This window comes from Nitrospira sp., assembly GCA_015709715.1.
Lineage (GTDB): Bacteria > Nitrospirota > Nitrospiria > Nitrospirales > Nitrospiraceae > Nitrospira_A.
The window spans coordinates 1,842,971-1,858,078 of the sequence record CP054184.1 but is presented as its reverse complement, the minus strand read 5'-3'; the positions used below and the strand labels follow the sequence as shown (position 1 = coordinate 1,858,078).

General features: G+C 62.0%; 18 protein-coding genes. 12 read left to right on the top strand and 6 right to left on the bottom strand.

Going from position 1 to position 15,108, the window contains the following annotated elements:
* Positions 1 to 22 precede the first annotated feature (22 nt).
* The gene (locus HRU82_08730; GenBank protein QOJ35028.1) at positions 23 to 802 is read left to right on the top strand and encodes an ABC transporter permease; all 780 of its coding nucleotides are present in this window, start codon (positions 23 to 25) and stop codon (positions 800 to 802) included.
* A 25-nt stretch (positions 803 to 827) separates the two neighbouring features.
* Positions 828 to 1,688, top strand: a complete 861-nt coding sequence (locus tag HRU82_08725; GenBank protein QOJ35027.1) for a hypothetical protein — start codon at positions 828 to 830, stop codon at positions 1,686 to 1,688.
* Between the two features lie 75 nt (positions 1,689 to 1,763).
* On the opposite strand, the gene HRU82_08720 is transcribed toward HRU82_08725, so the two are convergent.
* Positions 1,764 to 2,522: an MBL fold metallo-hydrolase gene (locus tag HRU82_08720; protein ID QOJ35026.1), complete on the bottom strand. Its 759-nt coding sequence runs from the start codon at positions 2,520 to 2,522 to the stop codon at positions 1,764 to 1,766.
* A complete protein-coding gene (locus HRU82_08715) occupies positions 2,519 to 2,977 on the bottom strand; it encodes a MarR family transcriptional regulator (protein QOJ35025.1) in 459 nt (152 codons plus the stop codon). Before HRU82_08715 ends, HRU82_08720 begins: the two co-directional genes overlap by 4 nt.
* 96 nt (positions 2,978 to 3,073) lie before the next feature.
* Here HRU82_08715 and HRU82_08710 point away from each other — a divergent pair, with 96 nt between their 5' ends.
* Positions 3,074 to 3,706 (top strand): HEAT repeat domain-containing protein, encoded by a 633-nt coding sequence (locus HRU82_08710; protein ID QOJ35024.1) that lies wholly within the window; start codon positions 3,074 to 3,076, stop codon positions 3,704 to 3,706.
* A gap of 14 nt (positions 3,707 to 3,720) precedes the next feature.
* Here the strand turns inward: HRU82_08710 and HRU82_08705 are convergent, their stop codons facing one another.
* Together HRU82_08705 and HRU82_08700 are read right to left on the bottom strand one after the other, a co-directional pair.
* On the bottom strand, positions 3,721 to 4,554 hold the full coding sequence (locus HRU82_08705; GenBank protein ID QOJ35023.1) for a metallophosphoesterase: 834 nt from the start codon (positions 4,552 to 4,554) through the stop codon (positions 3,721 to 3,723).
* Positions 4,551 to 5,210, bottom strand: coding sequence for a hypothetical protein (locus HRU82_08700; protein ID QOJ35022.1), 660 nt, complete (start codon positions 5,208 to 5,210; stop codon positions 4,551 to 4,553). Before HRU82_08700 ends, HRU82_08705 begins: the two co-directional genes overlap by 4 nt.
* A gap of 120 nt (positions 5,211 to 5,330) precedes the next feature.
* Here HRU82_08700 and HRU82_08695 point away from each other — a divergent pair, with 120 nt between their 5' ends.
* From HRU82_08695 to HRU82_08685, 3 genes are all read left to right on the top strand, one after another.
* Positions 5,331 to 6,383 carry a tRNA pseudouridine(13) synthase TruD gene (locus HRU82_08695; GenBank protein ID QOJ35021.1) on the top strand — a complete coding sequence of 351 codons (1,053 nt, stop codon included), beginning with the start codon at positions 5,331 to 5,333 and terminating at the stop codon, positions 6,381 to 6,383.
* 68 nt (positions 6,384 to 6,451) lie between these two features.
* Positions 6,452 to 7,696: a TIGR00300 family protein gene (locus tag HRU82_08690; protein ID QOJ35020.1), complete on the top strand. Its 1,245-nt coding sequence runs from the start codon at positions 6,452 to 6,454 to the stop codon at positions 7,694 to 7,696.
* Positions 7,693 to 8,493 (top strand): hypothetical protein, encoded by an 801-nt coding sequence (locus HRU82_08685; GenBank protein ID QOJ35019.1) that lies wholly within the window; start codon positions 7,693 to 7,695, stop codon positions 8,491 to 8,493. Before HRU82_08690 ends, HRU82_08685 begins: the two co-directional genes overlap by 4 nt.
* A gap of 19 nt (positions 8,494 to 8,512) precedes the next feature.
* Here the strand turns inward: HRU82_08685 and HRU82_08680 are convergent, their stop codons facing one another.
* Positions 8,513 to 8,869, bottom strand: a complete 357-nt coding sequence (locus HRU82_08680) for a zinc ribbon domain-containing protein (GenBank protein QOJ35018.1) — start codon at positions 8,867 to 8,869, stop codon at positions 8,513 to 8,515.
* 117 nt (positions 8,870 to 8,986) lie between these two features.
* Between HRU82_08680 and HRU82_08675 the strand changes: the two genes are divergently transcribed.
* Together HRU82_08675 and larB are read left to right on the top strand one after the other, a co-directional pair.
* Entirely contained in the window at positions 8,987 to 10,012 is a 1,026-nt protein-coding gene (locus HRU82_08675; GenBank protein QOJ35017.1) for an NAD(P)-dependent glycerol-3-phosphate dehydrogenase, read from the top strand.
* Complete coding sequence (gene larB, locus HRU82_08670) at positions 10,009 to 10,770, top strand: nickel pincer cofactor biosynthesis protein LarB (protein ID QOJ35016.1); 762 nt, start codon at positions 10,009 to 10,011, stop codon at positions 10,768 to 10,770. Before HRU82_08675 ends, larB begins: the two co-directional genes overlap by 4 nt.
* Before the next feature lie 15 nt (positions 10,771 to 10,785).
* Here larB and HRU82_08665 read toward each other — a convergent pair whose 3' ends face one another.
* On the bottom strand, positions 10,786 to 11,283 hold the full coding sequence (locus HRU82_08665) for a hypothetical protein (protein ID QOJ35015.1): 498 nt from the start codon (positions 11,281 to 11,283) through the stop codon (positions 10,786 to 10,788).
* Positions 11,284 to 11,519: 236 nt separating this feature from the next.
* Between HRU82_08665 and larC the strand changes: the two genes are divergently transcribed.
* Genes larC through HRU82_08645 form a run of 4 tightly spaced genes read left to right on the top strand, consistent with a single transcriptional unit; the run spans position 11,520 to position 15,106 of the window.
* Positions 11,520 to 12,731, top strand: coding sequence for a nickel pincer cofactor biosynthesis protein LarC (gene larC, locus HRU82_08660; GenBank protein QOJ35014.1), 1,212 nt, complete (start codon positions 11,520 to 11,522; stop codon positions 12,729 to 12,731).
* Positions 12,728 to 13,741: a sodium:calcium antiporter gene (locus HRU82_08655; GenBank protein ID QOJ35013.1), complete on the top strand. Its 1,014-nt coding sequence runs from the start codon at positions 12,728 to 12,730 to the stop codon at positions 13,739 to 13,741. Before larC ends, HRU82_08655 begins: the two co-directional genes overlap by 4 nt.
* Positions 13,731 to 14,792, top strand: a complete 1,062-nt coding sequence (gene pdxA / locus HRU82_08650; protein ID QOJ35012.1) for a 4-hydroxythreonine-4-phosphate dehydrogenase PdxA — start codon at positions 13,731 to 13,733, stop codon at positions 14,790 to 14,792. Before HRU82_08655 ends, pdxA begins: the two co-directional genes overlap by 11 nt.
* Positions 14,789 to 15,106 (top strand): hypothetical protein, encoded by a 318-nt coding sequence (locus HRU82_08645; GenBank protein QOJ35011.1) that lies wholly within the window; start codon positions 14,789 to 14,791, stop codon positions 15,104 to 15,106. Before pdxA ends, HRU82_08645 begins: the two co-directional genes overlap by 4 nt.
* Positions 15,107 to 15,108: the final 2 nt, after the last annotated feature.

Below are 15,108 nucleotides of genomic sequence, written 5' to 3'. Positions count from 1 at the left end.
CGCACCTCGCCCACGAGCCGTTATGCAGGAGTATTGGCAGGAAATCCGGGCCTTGACTATGCGCTGGGTGCGGCGGTTGAGCCGCGAGAAGTTCAGCATGCTCTTCACGCTGGTGCAGCCGATGCTGTTCTGGCTCATTTTCTTCGGCAATTTGTTCCAACGCGCCGCCGATATGCAGGTGACCCAGGCGCCCAATTACATCAGCTTCCTGGCGGCGGGCGTGGTCGTCATGACCGTGCTCAACAACGGCTTGGCTGGCGGGGTCGATCTGCTCTTCGACAAGGAAAACGGGTTCCTGGAGCGGTTGATGTCGACGCCGATCCATCGGACCTCGGTCATTCTCAGCCGATTCATCTTTGTGATGACCATTACCTCCCTGCAGGTCCTGGTGATTCTAGGCGTGGCCTGGTTGTTCGGCGTCCAGCCGGCGACGGGCCTGGCGGGGGTGGCGACGATCCTGCTGATCGGCATGATGTTCGGGGTCGGATTGACCGCGATTTCCATGGCCATGGCGTTCTCGGTGAAGAGCCATGGCGACTTTTTCTCCGTATTGGGGTTCCTGTCGCTGCCGATGATCTTTTTGAGTTCCGCGCTGGTGCCGTTGAGCGCCATGCCGGGGTGGATGGGATTTCTGGCCCAGTTCAACCCCATGACCTGGGCGATCGACGCTGTCCGCCCGTTGATCCTACAAGGGTGGGCCGAAGCGCTGCCCCATGTCGGGATGGTCATCGTTGTGATGGTGCTGTTCGACGCCCTCTGCCTCTACGGCGGCGCCCGCGTCTTCCGGCGCGCGATGGGCTGAGGCGTCCGAATCCAGGGGATGCGCCATGTTCGCGAATGAAAGCCAGATCCGCGCCTTGATTCGACTCCTCGGCGACGAGGATGAGCGCATCGTCAAGACTATCAGCGGAAAATTGATCGACTACGGGGACTGCGCGGTCCCGCTGCTGCAGGAAGCGGAGATCGAGCAGCCGGAAATGTCCGACCGCATCGTCACCGTGCTGGAGGAAATCCGCGGGACGAGGCTGGAGGACGAACTGCGTGATCTGGTGGCGCAGCCGGACGATCGTATCGATCTGGAAGCGGGCGCCTTCATCCTCGCGCGGTACGCCTATCCGATGCTGGAGGTGCCGTCGTATCGTCGTCAGTTGGACCACATGGCGCATGAAGTGCGCGATCAGATCGGGTCCAGGGTCTCGGGCGAAGAGACAGTGAAGGCGCTCAATCGGTATCTCTTTACGGAAGCCGGGTTCAGGGGCAATACCAAGAACTATTATGAAGTTGAGAACAGTTATCTCAATTGCGTGCTCGACCGCCGAACCGGCATTCCGATCAGTCTGTCCGCTGTGTATTTGTTGATTGGAAAACGGTTGCACCTGCCGGTCCAAGGTATCGGGATGCCCGGCCATTTCCTCGTCAAGTACGATTCCGACAAGTACAAGATCTTCATCGACTGTTTTAACGGCGGCGCGCTCCTGACAGAAAAGAATTGTGCCCGGTTCCTCACGGAGGCCGGATACGGCTTCGAAGACCGGTTCCTCCAGCCAAGCCCACCGCGTGCCATCCTCACCCGCATGATCAAGAACCTGTTGGCCATCTACAACAAGCTCGATGATCCTCTGAAAAAGAACCGGCTGTCTCGGTTCGTCGAAATTCTCGGTTGTGAACAACGAGAGGGCGGCCTCTAAGGCCGGCCATTACCCGGCTACGGCTCGTCAGGTAGAGTGCCGCTGTTGGCGCCATCGCATTTGTCGGGGCAGAAGTCAGGCCCGTAGGGAGAGCAGGTCCCGCGCCTTACGAATACGGCCGGAGAAGTATTGCCCGGCCTGTGCTCGAACGTCATACCGCTCGGCAATGGGATAGAAGTGGGAGAGGACCAACCGGTCGACTCCGGCTTCCTGCGCCACGCGACCGCAGAGGCCCGCGTGGAGATGGCCGGATCCCGGGCGATTTTCCGGAAAGGAACAATCCAAAATGGCGAGGTTCGCCTCGTAACAGAGCCGGATCAGGCCGTCGCAATACAACGAATCGCCCGAATAGGCGAGAGCCCGTCCGCCATATTCGATGCGGTAGCCCAGACAGTGGAGTCGGGGAGCGTGGGTGACCGTCGCAGGACGGATCACGGTGTCACCGAGCCTGATGGCGCGATCGGCAACCTCGCGAATGGTGACTCGGAAGGGCGCGCGGTTGAAACTGGGGAAGGTGGACAACATCGCTCCCATCACGCGTTTGGTGCCGCGGGGGCCGATGATCGTCAACGGCGGTCTGGTGCCCGCTTCATACTTGCAGAAAATGACCGCGTCGAAAAAAAACGGGATAAAATCGGCAAAGTGGTCGGCGTGAAAATGCGAGAACAAGAGATGGGTGATCCGATGTCGGTCCACGCCGCTCTTGATGAGGTTAGTCAGCGTGCGGGGCCCGAAGTCCAACAAGAAGATGTGGTCCGTCTGGACTACATACCCCGCGGCGGCGCGGCGCGGATGGAGGTTGGTGCCGGAGCCCAGCACCGTGACTCGGATCATGAACTGGGGGCCTCCAGGAAGCTCTGTCGCAAGCGAAGCAGCAGTAGCCGCAGCTGATCCGCTTCTGCCGCGGTGAGGGCGCGCTCAAAGTAGGGACGGAGGAAGGCCGTGTGCGCCGCGAAAATCTTTCTGAAGAGCTCCTCGCCCTTGGCGGTCAGGCAGATTCTGGTACTTCTCCGGTCGGATTCGACCGGCGTTCGTCGAATGAGCCCCTTCTCCTCCAGGCGGTCCAGGACTCCGGTCAGCGTGCCTTTCGTCACCAGGGTGGCAGTAGACAGTTCCGCACAGGTCAGCCCGCTGGTATCGCCGAGGGTCGCGATGACGTCGAATTGTGACGGTGTGAGGCGCAGCGAACGGATATGTCGGCTATCCATGCGCCAGAAGGCCAGGTACGTTTCCACCAGCGGGCGTAGGACCTTCAAATGCGGATCGTTCTGGAAATCCGGTAGTTCCACGGATGCGAAGCCTAGTCATCATGGCTGGTGCCTGTCAAGAGCGGGTGGGCGTCGCGTTGACGCCATGAGGACCATCCTCCTATCATGGCGCCTGCCATGCCGCGCCACGCTCAATCGGGCCATGCCAATCTGACCGCTATCTTTCTCTTGCTGGGCCTGGTGATCTCCGGCGTCTGGATCTGGAAGCGCCTCTCGCCGGAGGTGCAGGATGTGGTGATCGATCAGGCCATTCCTATCGCGGCTCTGGTTTGTGCCGTTGCGGTGGCCGCCTGGATCATCGTGCGAAAGATTCAGCAGCGGCGTCGACGGGTTGCGCAGCGAGCGCGGTTGATCACCCTGTTCGAGAACCAATCGTCACACGATAAACGTCTCGAGGTGGCCTTCGCGCTGATCGAAGTGAACGACTATCAGCGTGCCGGGCTGGAAACCATTGCCCCCCGGCTCCAGGAATTGTTCTTGACGACGCTGAAGCGTGCCTTGGGAGACAAGCAGCACCGTGTGCGTGGGATGGCGGCGAGCCATTTGGGCGTCATCGGAGACGAATCGGTCGTGCCGCCTCTGCTGAAGGCGCTGGAAGACGACCATGCCTATGTGCGGGCCAGCGCCGCGCTCGGCCTCGGTCGGCTTCGAGCCTCCGCCGCGAAGGAGAAGTTGCTGTACGCCAGCAAGGAAGATTGGGATCAAACGGTGCGAAGCCGAGCCCGGGAGGCACTGGAACGAATCACGTGATGAAGACCGAGGCGTCAGGATGACCAGTCCAGGACGACGATTTCGGGCGAGCAGTTGAGTCGAACGGGAAACACCGACCAGCCGATGCCTCGGTTGACATAGAGTCGGTGGGCACCGTTCCGGTAGAGGCCGTTCGTGCGTCCGTGGCAGCCGGGCGGCAGCCAAAAGGTCGGGATGAACGGAATACGCCATTGGCCCGCATGGCTATGGCCGCAGAGGCCCAGATCGATGTGATGCTGTGATTCAAGCTGCTCCAGGATGTTGGGCGCATGGGCCAGCAGGAGCGTGAATCGTCCGGGTCGGTATGACGGAATGCAGCGCAGGTCTGCCCGATGGAGGGAAGGATCGTCGAGGCCGACGATGGCGAGTTCTCCGTCTTCCAGGGGGACGAAGGTGACCTGGTTGACCAGGAGCGTCACTTTGATGCGGTCGAGCTGTTCGGCGAATTCATCCACACGCAATCCGCTATAGTGGTCGTGATTGCCGAGCGTGACGAAGACGGGGGCCAGGCGGCGGAGCTCCGAGAGGAAGCGGACCATGTGCGGCAAGCCGTCACGGACGTTGAGGAGATCACCGGTGATGAAAATCCAGTCCGGCCCAAGGTCCTCCACCGTCCGGACGAGGGCGTGGTGCCTGGGACGGTACCGATCCAGGTGCAGGTCGCTGAGGTGAACCGCACGCCGACCGGCCAGCGGGGCGTGGCTGAGGGGCAGCGAGGTGATCGCCGCTTCGGCGAGTCCCAACTCCAGGCCCGGGATGAGGTTGAAGAGCTGATGAAAGGGGCGGCTGAGCCAGTGGCCGATCCAGACCCGTCCCAGTTCCTGCCAGCGCATCAGGCGAGCGATCATTCCATCACTCGGTTGAGATGCGCCTTGTCCGCGGGAGTGACGCGATAGCCCTGGTCATACAGCTTGTTCATTCCGGCCATCAGCGCTTCCATGCCGCGCGCCTCGTGCAGCATGTCGAATCGCGAGGTGAGCAGCCGAAGGTGAGTCTCGGAATCCAGCGAGGGTTCGACGGACAGGCTCAGGGCCAACAATAGATCCTGAAGCTCACGAGTGCTGTAGAGAGAATTGTCGTCTCCGTCCCCGACCAGGGCGAACTCATAAAACGTGAGCGAGAGGGAGAGGAACGATTGCGTCCGCTGAAAGTCGGTACGCACGGCTTCGAGGCCGCCGGGATAGAGGGCGCGACATTCGGCGGACTCGTCCTGTGGTTGGTCCGCGGCGTGAATGATGGGAGCATCGCTCCAAGCGATGCGTTGCATCGCCGGCGGAGCCGGCCGTTCCCGCAGCTGCTTGTAGAACCAGGTCATGCATTTGCTGGCGACCGCAAAGGCCCGTTTGTCGATCTCAGTTTGCCGCTCGATATGCTGAGTGAACCGGGCGAAGACATCCACCCCGTTCATTCTGGTTGCCGTCAGGGCCGATGGGACGAGGCCCGGCGCGAGAGTCCAACAGAATATCCAGGCCCCAAGGGTGATGTGCGTAATCGGGAAGGGCATTTGAGTTCTTTCGGGAACGGACGCGGAGGCGTGGTACAACTCGACCGGAGTATAACATGGGGTCCCGCTGGGACCCACTGTATTGCCTCAAATTGGAGCAAGCGAGAAGAAGGACACCGTATGACCACCTCCTCCGCACTCGATGAGACGTTACCCTATCTGACCGCAGCAGTTCCGGCGCTCGGAGGACGCATTCGCAGCTCGCCGGAAGATTTTCAAGTCGAAGAACGGCCCCTCTACCTGCCCTGCGGCGAAGGGGAGCACCTCTATATCCGCGTGACGAAACGCGGCCTTTCCACGCCGGATCTGGTGTTGAGGTTGTCGTCCCACCTTCACGTCAAGGCGATGTCCATCGGAATTGCCGGGCTGAAAGATGCCCAGGCGGTCACGACTCAAATGGTGTCGCTGCAGGGAGTGAAGCCGGAGACGGTGGCAGCCTTAGCCACCGACGACCGTCTCCTGAAGGTGGAAGTCCTGGGCCGGCACCGCAACCGCTTACGCAAGGGGCACCATGCCGGGAATCAGTTTCGTCTGGTGGTGCGGGACGTTCGCGAGGGATGTGATGCCGATGTAGAGCAGATCTTCGAGCAGCTGCAACGCCGAGGGGTGCCGAATTATTTCGGGCCGCAGCGTCAGGGACGGGCGGGAAATAATTTTGCGGTTGGGGCTGAGTTGCTGCGGGACGCCGCCCGCCGAAACAAGATGAGCCGCGCCAAGCGACTCTGGTTCATGAATGCCTACCAGTCGCATCTGTTCAACCGGATCGTGGCGAAGCGAATCGACAGCCTCGACCGGGTTTTCGCCGGAGACTGGGCCATGAAGACGGACAATGGCGCCTGTTTTGTCGTCGAGCTGCCCGAGGTGGAACAGCCTCGCGTCGATCGATTCGAGATCAGCCCCACGGGACCGCTCTTCGGATCGCGTGCGCCTTGGTCGACGGGAACACCCGGCGAGCTCGAACGGTCGGTCGTGGCCGAGTTGGGCACCACGCCCGAGGCACTATCGAAGGCGGGCGCCGAGTGCGGATTCCGCGGGGAACGCCGGGCGCTTCGGGTGCGTCTCAATGACCTGAATTGGTCCCTCGAAGGCTCCGCCCTCACCCTCTCCTTCTGGCTGCCTCCCGGCTCCTACGCGACGAGCGTGCTGCGGGAGATCATCAAAACGGCTGCGTGACCGCCTGCTCGTCGCCTGGCGCATGGTAAAATTTGGCAAGACCACCACATATACAGGAGGAGCTGCCGATGACGGCGCCGGAAGAAACCGTGTTGCTGCAGGGCCACATCATCGACTCGCTGATCCTGGCGAAGGTGCTGGATACCATTTTGATGATGGGCGGCACCTTCGACCTGCAGGATGTGCGCATCGGAGCGACGAGGGATGCGCCCTCTCACGCGCGAATCGTCGTTCGTGCCTCCTCCGGCCGACAATTGGCCGAAATCCTTCGAGCGATTCAGCCGCATGGGGCTACCGTGGAGCGGGAAGAGGATTGCCGGTTTGAACCGGCTCCGGCCGCCGGCGTGTTCCCCGAGCAGTTTTACGCGACGACCCACTTGTCCACGGAGATTCGCCTGGACGGCGAATGGGTGACGGTCGAGGGCATCGAAATGGATGTGGGGATCTGCGTGGATCCGGCCAAGGCCCGCGCGAGGACGGTACCGATGGCCGCGGTGAAGGAAGGAGATTTGATCGTGATCGGGCGGGACGGCATCAGGGTGACGCCCCTAGCCCGCCCGACGGAACGTGATGTGTTTGGGTTCATGGAATCCGTCGTGTCGTCGGAGCGCCCACATCAGCCGGTCCTCGCCGATATCGCCGCCCGCATGCAGCGTCTGCGTGCGCGTCACAGGGCGGGCGAGGCCGATGCGAAGATTCTCTTCGCCGGAGGCCCGGCCATCATCCATGCCGGAGGGCGGGAGGCGTTGGCCTGGTTGGTTGAGGAAGGGTATGTGCAGGTGTTGTTCTGCGGGAATGCGTTAGCTGCCCATGACATGGAAGCGGCTCTGTACGGCACGTCACTCGGGTACGAATTGTCGGCTGGGCGGTCGGTGCCCCATGGCCATGAGCACCACTTGCGCACCATCAATCGGGTGCGGGCGTTGGGCAGCATCGAAGAGGCTGTGTGTTCTGGGCTGGTTCGGGACGGCATCATGGCGGCCTGTGTGCGGCAACATGTCACCCTGGTGATGGCGGGAACTATCCGAGACGACGGCCCGCTCCCGGGCGTGCTGACCGACTCGATGGCGGCCCAGCAGGCCATGCGCGCACACATTCCCGGCGTCGGCCTTGCGCTTTTGGTGGCCTCCACGCTCCACTCCATTGCCACCGGCAATTTATTGCCGGCGACGATCCCGACCGTCTGTGTCGATGTGAATCCAGCGGTGCCGACGAAGCTGGCTGATCGCGGCAGTTTCCAAGCCGTGGGGCTGGTCATGGACGCCGCCTCATTTCTGTCGGAGTTGGCCCGCGCACTCGGGTGGCGCCCATGAGTCGTTTGTTGGTCTGTCCTCCGGACTATTTTCAGATCGATTATGAAATCAATCCCTGGATGCGGCGGGCGAATGCTGTGGATCCGGCGCGTGCCGTCACCCAGTGGCAGGAGTTGATGCAGGTCTTGGAGCGGGATGTCGGCGCGAAACTTGAGCGGATGGAGCCGGTCCGAGGGTTGCCGGACTTGGTGTTCACCGCCAACGCCGGGGTGGTGGCCGGCCGGCGCGCGTTAGTGAGCCGCTTCCGCCATCCGGAGCGACAACGGGAGGAGAAGTATTTCGCTCAGTGGTTTCACGAGCACGGGTATGAAGTGGTGCCGTTCGACCAGGACTTGTATTTCGAAGGAGCCGGCGATCTCCTCGGATTTCCAGAGACCTGGTTCGGCGGGTACCGGCAGCGATCGGACATTCGAGCCTTTCCACGGCTGAGCGAGATCTTCCAGCGTGAGATCATTCCGCTCGAGTTGATCGACGGCCGGTTCTATCACCTGGATACCTGCTTCTGCCCGCTGAGCGGCGGGGAACTCCTCTATTACCCAGCGGCCTTCGACTCCTATGGCCGCGCCGCCATTGCGCGGTTGATCCCGGAGGATCGCCGTGTGGAGGTCCCGGAGGAGGATGCGCTCCGGTTCGCCTGCAATGCCGTCTGTGTCGGCGACGCGGTGGTGATTCCATCCGGCTGCCCTCGCACCATGCGACTGCTGGAGGCACGAGGGTATCGCACCCATCCCGTGCCGTTGGATGAATTCATCAAATCGGGCGGTGCCGCCAAGTGCCTGACCCTGGCTCTCGATTGACCCCTTCCGCCGATCCCGCCTAGCGCGATCGAAAAAGAAACGACAGGTACAGGCCGGCGATGGCTGTGGTGGTGAGTTCGATTGTCAGCAAGAGGCGGCTGACGAGGGCATCGGCCTGGGGCGGGGACAGAATGAAATGAAAGCCGAGGAACGCAGCCGGTTGTGCCGGTGGTGTTTCCCAAGGCGGCATGAGGAGTTCGAGGAGCAGGACCGTCACCATCCCATAGAGAATGCGCAGATTGAGCTGTTCCTTGTTCTGGTTCGTTGCCGAGGGGTGCGGCGTGGCGGGGGCGTCGTTCGCCACTCCAGCGCCGCAAAAGGTGCAGTACCGGCTGATTTCAGGCAGGGCGCGCCCACAGGATGGACAGGCTTTCATCGTTTCCGTTCACGAATGGCTTCCACAGGGTAGCGTGGGGCGCTGAGGAATTCCAGTCTCACGGGAGCGGGCCGCTTCGTTGACAGTCTTTGAAGCCCCTTCCTATAATCCGCGGCGATGACTCAACCGGCCAAGCAGCGTGTCTCGGTGATCGGTGCCGGAGCCTGGGGAACGGCCCTCGCTCGGCATGTGGCCGAGAAGCAGCTGCCGGTATGCCTTTGGGCGTATGAATCCGATGTGGTCGAGTCCATCGAGCAGCGGCGGGAAAATCATCGTTATCTGCCGGGTGTGGCGCTGCCGTCAGGCCTCTCCGCCACCACCAGCTTGGAGGAGGCGCTGGCCGAGGCGGATTATCTGGTTTTTGCCGTTCCCTCCCATGTGGCAAGAGCAGTCTTGCGCCGCATGGCGCCGCTGCTTTCCTTGCCCCTTCCCTTGATCAGTGCGACCAAAGGTATTGAAGAAGAGACGCTGCAGCTCATGACCCAGGTCATGCAGGAGGAGTTGCCGGCCGCCATGCAGGACTTCTTGCTGGTCCTGTCGGGCCCGAGTTTCGCCGCCGAAGTCAGCCAGGGGCAACCGACGGCTATTTCCCTCGCCGGGTTGCATGCCGATTTGGTCAAGCAGACGCAGTCGTTGTTCATGACACCGAGTTTTCGTGTCTATGCGGATGACGATGTGATCGGTGTGCAACTCGGCGGCGCGCTGAAAAACGTCATGGCCCTAGCCGCCGGGGTGGTGGACGGCTTGGAACTCGGACACAATGCCCGCGCTGCACTGATCACCAGAGGGTTGGCCGAGATGATTCGGTTGGGTGCCGCCATGGGGGCTGACCCCAGGACGTTTTACGGCCTGTCCGGGGTGGGCGACCTCATCCTGACCTGCACCGGGCCGCTCAGTCGCAACCACTCCGTGGGTATGCGGTTAGGTCGTGGTGAAGGGCTTGCGGCCATTCTCGGGAGCATGCAGGCCGTGGCCGAAGGAGTGCGAACCGCCAAAGCGGCGCTGGGCTTGGCTCGGCGCTATGACGTGGACATGCCGATCGTCCAGGAGGTCAACGCGGTGTTGTTTGCCGAGAAATCCTGTCGGCAGGCGGTGGGCGACCTCATGGAGCGAGAGGCCAAGGGAGAGAAAGCCCTGTCATGAATCAAGCATCCTTGCAGGCATTGCTGACGCAGGTGCAGCGAGGCGTCATCGACGTGCCCGATGCGCTTCGTCAGCTCCGCACCCTGCCCTACGAAAATTTGGGGTTTGCGTCGCTCGATCACCATCGCGCGATCCGGCAGGGGTTTCCCGAGGTCATCTTTTGCGAAGGGAAGACGGAGCGTCAAGTGGTGGCCATTGCCAAGACGCTCCTGCGGAAAAATAATTCGCTGCTGGCGACACGAGTCGATCCGCCGGTGGCGCGAGCGCTGCTCAAGATGAGCAAACGGGCCGAATACCATGAAGAGGCGCGGGTTGTGGCGATTGCTCCGCTGAAGTTGGCTCGCCGCGGGTCGGTGCTGATCGTCACGGCCGGGACCGCCGACATTCCCGTGGCGGAGGAAGCGCGCGTGACGGCCGACATCATGGGCAGTCGGACCGAGACGCTGTATGACGTGGGCGTGGCAGGGCTTCACCGCCTGTTGGGTCAACAGGATCGGCTCCATGGCGCGCGTGTCGTGGTGGTTGCCGCCGGCATGGACGGTGTCTTGCCGAGCGTCGTGGGAGGGCTCGTGCGACAGCCGGTGATTGCCGTCCCGACAAGCCGAGGGTACGGCGCGCATTTCGGGGGGCTGGCAGCGCTGTTGACGATGTTGAATTCTTGCGCGGCCGGTGTGGGGGTGATGAACATCGACAACGGCTTCGGCGCCGGTTGCCTGGCCCATCGGATCAACATGGTGGGAGAGGAAACGGTCGAGTGAGGAGCCGGGCTCTCGTTACTCCTTCACGGCAAACTTGCCGCGTTTCGGCCACGAGAGCATCTGCGTGCGCTGCCCCTTTTCCCCATTGCTGAGCAACTTCACCCGCACCTCATATTCGTAAGAACCGGCCGGAGCCTGCTGCTTGTTGTGGTCCAGTCCGTCCCAGGTGAGGTCGACCCGCACACGTTTGGGCGCTGCATCACCGTTTGTAGCCTCGTTCGTTTGCACATGTTCGTTGACCGGTTGCCTGATGGACAGAAACCGCAAAGAGGTCATCGAGGGCGAGGTGACGAGGGCGGACACTTCCAGCATCCATTGCTCGTCGACTTCCTTGGGCAATTGTACCGTCGCGACGAACTGAAACGGTCCTTCTTGCGGATGGTAGGGGATCGGGGAGGCCGAGAACTCGACGATCTTGAGTTCCGGCTCGGGGCGCGGAACACCTTTCCCCTTCTGTTTCGCGAAGCCCTCCGTGCTCTGTCCCATCAGGATCACGACGAGGCTGACTAGCATCAGCCATGCGAATCCTTTCCATTGCGGACGGGGAAGAGCGGTGGCGTCGGGAGTTGGAGTCAGCGCACGCATGGGTCCCTATGCTGCGGCCGGCTGGCCGAGTGATCCGGATTCAATCTTGTTGTGGGGATAACACAGCGTCGGTGGGCTGTCAACGAACGAGTGCAATGATTGCCGTCCGGATGCGGCTCCGGTAAGATGCCGCTCGCATCGCGTCAGGTGATGCGAGGAACGTTATGACGCACCATCTTCATTTCGATTGTTTCTCCGGCATCAGCGGCGACATGACGCTTGGAGCGTTGGTGGATGTCGGCTTGCCGCTCAAGGAATTGATTCGCGGGTTGTCACACTTGCGGATCGACGGATTCCGCCTTCAGCAGCGGACGGTGGACCGAGGCGCGCTCACGGCGACGAAAGTCGACGTGCACATCGAGAAGGGCTTCGAGCGCCCGCTGACCCTGGCGCAGATCCGGCGGATTCTGACCAAGAGCGGATTGCCGCCTGTGGTCAAGGAACGGAGTCTGGCGGTATTCGACACCTTGGCCGAAGCCGAAGGGAAGGCGCATGGCGTCGAACCGGCGAAGGTGCATTTTCACGAGGTCGGTGTCATCGATTCCTTCGTTGATGTCGTGGGGAGTGTGTTGGGGCTGCATCTGCTCGCCGTGGAACGGGTGACGGCGTCGGCGATCAATGTCGGCTCCGGTACGGTGATGTCGGCTCACGGAGCGTTGCCCGTGCCTGGTCCTGCCGTGGCGGCGCTCGCCTGCGGTCTGCCGGTCTATGTGCAGGGACCGGCGCGTGAATTGGCCACCCCGACGGGTGTGGCCTTGCTGCGGACCCTGGCGGCGGAGTTCGGTCCGCTTCCGGCCATGCAGATGAAACAAGTGGGGTATGGAGCCGGGACGGCCGACCCGCCGCAATGGCCGAATGTGCTGCGCGTCTTTCTCGGCGAGGGCGCCGATTCCACCGTCGGGTCGGTGGAGACGATTGTCGAACTGCAGACCAATCTCGACGACCTGAACCCCCAATGTTACGAGATGGTCTTCGAGCGGGTGTTTGCCGCCGGTGCGGTGGATGCGACACTCACGCCGGTCATGATGAAGAAGAGCCGCCCCGGCCACGTGTTGTCCGTGCTGGTTCCGCGGGAAAAGTCGGGGGCGGTGCTGGCGGTGCTGTTCGCCGAGACCACCGCGCTCGGTGTGCGGGTCGTCGAGATGCAGCGGCGGGTCTTGCCCCGCCGGTTCGCCGCGGTGCAGGTGAATGGACAGGACATTCGCATCAAGGTCGCCGACGTTCGGCCAGGTTACAGCAAGGCCGCGCCGGAATATGACGACTGCAGGCGGGTGGCCGAGCAGGTCGGCCGACCGGTGAAGGACATCTGGGAAGCGGCCCTGTCGGCCTACGGCCGGACGCAGGACAAGCGGCGAAAGGGATTCTCGAAACCGTGACGATCCTGCTGTATCTGGGCATGTTCGTGGCCTCGGTGGTCATTACCCTCGCGGGCTGTCACCTCTTCACCAACGGCATCGAGTGGCTGGGGAAACGTCTACACATTTCAGAGGGCGCGGTCGGGAGCATTTTTGCTGCGGTGGGGACAACCCTGCCGGAGACGTCGATCCCGATCATCGCGATCTTTTTCGGGGCGAGCCGCGAGCAGGTGGAAGTCGGTTTGGGCGCGATCCTTGGAGCGCCCTTCATGTTGAGCACGCTCGTGCTGCCCATTTTGGCGCTCCTGTTGATGCTGTATGCGCGATTGGGCAAACGAACGCCGGTCTTCAAGCTCCATTATGGAGAAGTCCGAACCGATATCCTGTTTTTCCTCATCGGATATAGTCTCGCCTTGATCTGCGCGTTCGTGCCGTCTCGCGCGCTCCACATTGGGGTGGCGGTCGGCCTGTTGAGCCTCTACGTCTACTATATGAAGCTTAAATTCTCGGCGGAGGATGAGGAGAGCGAGGGAGGGGGAGAATTGGAGCCGCTGTTGTTCGCCGGACGGTCGGCGCAGCCACCCTATGTCCTTATCGCCGCGCAGGGGCTGGTCGGGTTGCTGGGCCTGGTGGGCGGGGCCCATCTCTTCGTGACGGCGGCCAATTCGATTTCGGGGGCCTTGCAGGTGTCGCCGCTGATCCTGGCGCTCTTGATCGCACCCCTGGCGACGGAGTTGCCGGAAATGTCCAATAGTTTCCTGTGGCTCTATCGGAAGAAAGATCGGTTGGCCGTCGGCAATGTCACCGGAGCGATGGTGTTCCAAGGGACCATTCCCGTTTCCGTCGGCTTGTTCGGCACGGAATGGAGCTTGGGCACGACTGCGCTGGCGACGATGGTCTTGGCTGTCTTGGCCATGGGCATGAGTTTTCTTCAGGCCCTCTGGTCGGGACATTGGCGCCCCTGGTTGCTGAGCGGTAGTGCGCTTCTGTACCTTGGGTACACCCTGTATCTGTATACGAATGGCTCCTAACCATACGACAGGCTCCCCGCTGCCTCTCCTGGGGTTGACGATGGGAGATCCGGCCGGCATCGGACCGGAGGTGATTGCCAAGGCTTTGGCAGATAGGGCCTTGGGCCGGCTCTGCCGCCCGGTCGTCATCGGCTCACGGCTGGTCATGGCACGGACGATAGCCTGGTTGAAACTGCCGCTGGAGGTCGTCGCCTTCGACCCGCAAGGCGCGAAGCCGAAGGCGGGACAAGTGGCGGTGATGGATCCCTTGGCGACACCCCTGACAAGGTTTCGCCTGGGCCGAGCGTCGGAGGAGACCGGAGCGGCCTCCGTGGCCTTCATCAAAGCGGCCGTGGACTTGGCGCAGGCGGGGATCCTGTCCGGGATCGTGACGGCGCCGATCAATAAAGAAGCCATGCACATGGCCGGGTATCACTATCCGGGCCACACGGAACTCCTGGCCAAACTGACCGGAACGGAGGAGTTCGGTATGATGATCGTCGGCGGCCCATTGAAGATCATGTTCACCACGACCCATGTGGCGATTCGGGACTTGCCGTCCTTATTGACGACCGAACGGATCACCAAGGCCATTCGGTTGGCGCATCTCGGGTTGACCCGGTACTTCGGCATCGCCAAGCCGAGAATCGGTGTGGCCGCGCTCAACCCCCACGCCGGCGAACATGGTCTGTTCGGAAACGAGGAGGCGACGTACATCGCTCCTGCCGTCCTCAAGGCGCGAGCGGTCGGGATCAAAGCCAGCGATCCCTTGCCGGCCGACACCTTGTTCGGCAAGGCGGCGCGCGGAGCCTACGACGGCGTGGTGGCGATGTACCACGATCAAGGCCTGATTCCGCTCAAACTGGTGGCGTTCGGTACCTGTGTCAATTTGACCGTCGGGTTGCCGATCATTCGCACCTCGGTCGATCATGGCACGGCGTATGACATTGCAGGCAAAGGGGTGGCCGAGCACGGCAGTTTGTTGGAAGCGGTGAAGGTAGCGGCGCGTCTGGCCGGGACCTGGTCCATGAAGTCCGGCGCGCGAAGGAAAGGGAAAGGGGCTACGGCATGAACACGACAGGATCATCGGCTGTCTCGATGGTCGAACAGCAGATCAAAGAACTTGACGCGATCGCATCACAAACGGCGCAGGACTTGAATACGGTCATGGGGTCGGAGCGGATCACCAAGTGGAAAGTCCGCACGGTGGCCCTGCTTCGGCAGCAGGTGGGGGCGACGGAGGCCGACGCGTTCTCCGGTAAGAATCCCGGTCCCGCTTTCACCAACGATCTGGTCGAAGAGTTTTCCGATCAGGTGGACTGCTATCGATCGCATCTGGCGGCGCTGGCGAAACGGCTTCGTGCGGCTGGTTCGGCGTCTGGGTAGGC